The organism is Pseudomonas sp. EGD-AK9 (genome assembly GCF_000465935.2).
In the GTDB taxonomy this organism is placed as follows: Bacteria; Pseudomonadota; Gammaproteobacteria; order Pseudomonadales; family Pseudomonadaceae; genus Aquipseudomonas.
Map to the genome: position 1 here is coordinate 1 of NZ_AVOF01000465.1, position 2,033 is coordinate 2,033.

Here is a 2,033-nt window from a genome sequence, read left to right on the forward strand (position 1 = left end):
TGGCTGGCGCCGCTGCGCCGGGTGCTGGCGCAGGACGCCCAGGGCACGCTGCGCGCCACCCTGGAGGCCTGGTGCGCCCACGACGGCCAGGTGCAGACCTGCGCCCAGGCCCTGGGCATTCACCGCAACACCCTGCGCTATCGCCTGGAGCGCATCGGCGAGCTCAGCGGACTGGACCTCAACCGCTTCGACCAGCGCCTGCAACTGTCGCTCGGCCTCGGGCTGCTGGAGCCGGGCGAGGGCTGACAGCGCCGTGCCGGCGCCGCTGCTAGGCTGCTGGGCGAGGTAGTCAGGGAACCGCTCTTGTGCGCCTGCACAGGTCGGGGTGTTTGCTGGTCGGGCTTTTGGTGCTTGCGCACAGGGTCTGGGCGGGGCGGGCTGAGCCACAATGGCGCGCCTGTCGGCATTCCCGTCCGGGCCTCGCGCCCGCCATAACAACAATGAGGAGACTGGTCATGGGCCTGGTCCTGATCCTGGTGGCACTGATCGCGTTCATCGTGCTGTCCACCACCCGTTTGAAACTGCATCCCTTTCTCGCCCTGCTGGCCGCCGCGCTGATCGCCGGTTTCGCCTATCAGGTGCCCGCCGGCGAAATTCTCAAGACCATCGCCGCCGGCTTCGGCGGCATTCTCGGCTACATCGGCATCGTCATCGTGCTCGGTACCGTCATCGGGGTGATCCTCGAGCGCAGCGGCGCGGCCATCACCATGGCCGAGACGGTGATCCGCCTGCTCGGTCAGCGCTTTCCCACCCTGACCCTGTCGATCATCGGCTACCTGGTGTCGATCCCGGTGTTCTGCGACTCCGGCTACGTCATCCTCAACTCGCTGAAGAACGCCCTGGCAGCGCGCATGAAGGTCTCCGTGGTGGCCATGAGCGTGGCCCTGGCCACCGGTCTGTACGCCACCCACACCTTCGTCCCGCCGACCCCGGGGCCGATCGCTGCGGCCGGCAACCTGGGCCTGGAGGCCTCGCTCGGCCTGGTGATCCTGGTCGGCCTGCTGGTCGCCGCGGTCACCGCCTGCGCCGGTATGCTCTGGGCCAATCGCTACCTCAAGCAGGACGACCATCAGCTGCTGGAGGAAGCGCCCAGCGAGCTGCTCGCCGACGACGTCGACTTCGAAGCGCTCAAGGCCCGCTACGGCAAGCTGCCCAGCGCCTGGCAGGCGTTCTCGCCGATCTTCGTGCCGATCGCACTGATCTGCCTCGGCTCGCTCGCCGCCTTCCCCAGCAAGCCGCTCGGCGAGGGGGTGCTGTTCGACCTGCTGAGCTTCCTCGGCCAGCCGGTGGCGGCGTTGCTGGTGGGCCTGGCGCTGGCCTGCACCCTGCTCAAGGGCGAGGACAAGCGTCAGCAGTTCCACGACCAGGTGGCCGACGGCCTCAAGGCCGCCGCGCCGATCCTGCTGATCACTGGTGCCGGCGGCGCCTTCGGCGCCATGCTCAAGGCCACCGCGCTGACCGGCTACCTGGGCGACAGCCTGTCGGCCCTGGGCATTGGCCTGTTCATGCCGTTCCTGGTGGCGGCGGCGCTGAAGACCGCGCAGGGCTCGTCCACCGTGGCGCTGGTCACCACCTCGGCGATGGTCGCGCCGCTGCTGGCCAACCTCGGCCTGGACAGCGAGATGGGCCGGGTGCTGACCGTGATGGCCATCGGCGCCGGCGCCATGACCGTGTCCCACGCCAACGACAGCTTCTTCTGGGTGGTGACCCAGTTCAGCCGCATGAAGGTGGCCACCGCCTACCGTGCGCAGACCCTGGCCACCCTGATCCAGGGGCTGGCCGGCATGCTCACCGTCTGGCTGCTGAGCCTGGTTCTGCTGTAATCCGCTCTATCGGCGGACGGCCGGCGGCCGTCCGCCTCCGTCGAGGTTAGCCATCATGAAAATCGTCATCGCCCCGGACTCCTTCAAGGAGAGCCTCAGCGCACCCGAAGTGGCCGTCGCCATCGCCCGCGGCTGGCAGCAGGTGTTCCCCGACGCCGAATGCCTGTTGCGGCCGATGGCCGACGGCGGCGAGGGCACGGTGGACGCGCT

At 69.1% G+C, this 2,033-nt stretch carries 3 protein-coding genes; all 3 read left to right on the forward strand.

Translation table 11 applies throughout. From position 1 onward, the window contains the following. A partial coding sequence (locus N878_RS18850) for a CdaR family transcriptional regulator (protein WP_021445135.1) occupies positions 1 to 246 on the forward strand: 246 nt, incomplete at its 5' end. 209 nt (positions 247 to 455) lie between these two features. Further along, complete coding sequence (locus N878_RS18855) at positions 456 to 1,823, forward strand: GntP family permease (RefSeq protein ID WP_021445136.1); 1,368 nt, start codon at positions 456 to 458, stop codon at positions 1,821 to 1,823. 55 nt (positions 1,824 to 1,878) lie between these two features. Beyond that, a partial coding sequence (locus tag N878_RS26985; RefSeq protein ID WP_021445137.1) for a glycerate kinase occupies positions 1,879 to 2,033 on the forward strand: 155 nt, incomplete at its 3' end.

What these genes read in the sequence shown, in the direction of transcription:
- N878_RS18855 (WP_021445136.1), top strand. Translation starts at nt 456, where the DNA reads ATGGGCCTGGTCCTGATCCTGGTGGCACTGATCGCGTTCATCGTGCTG.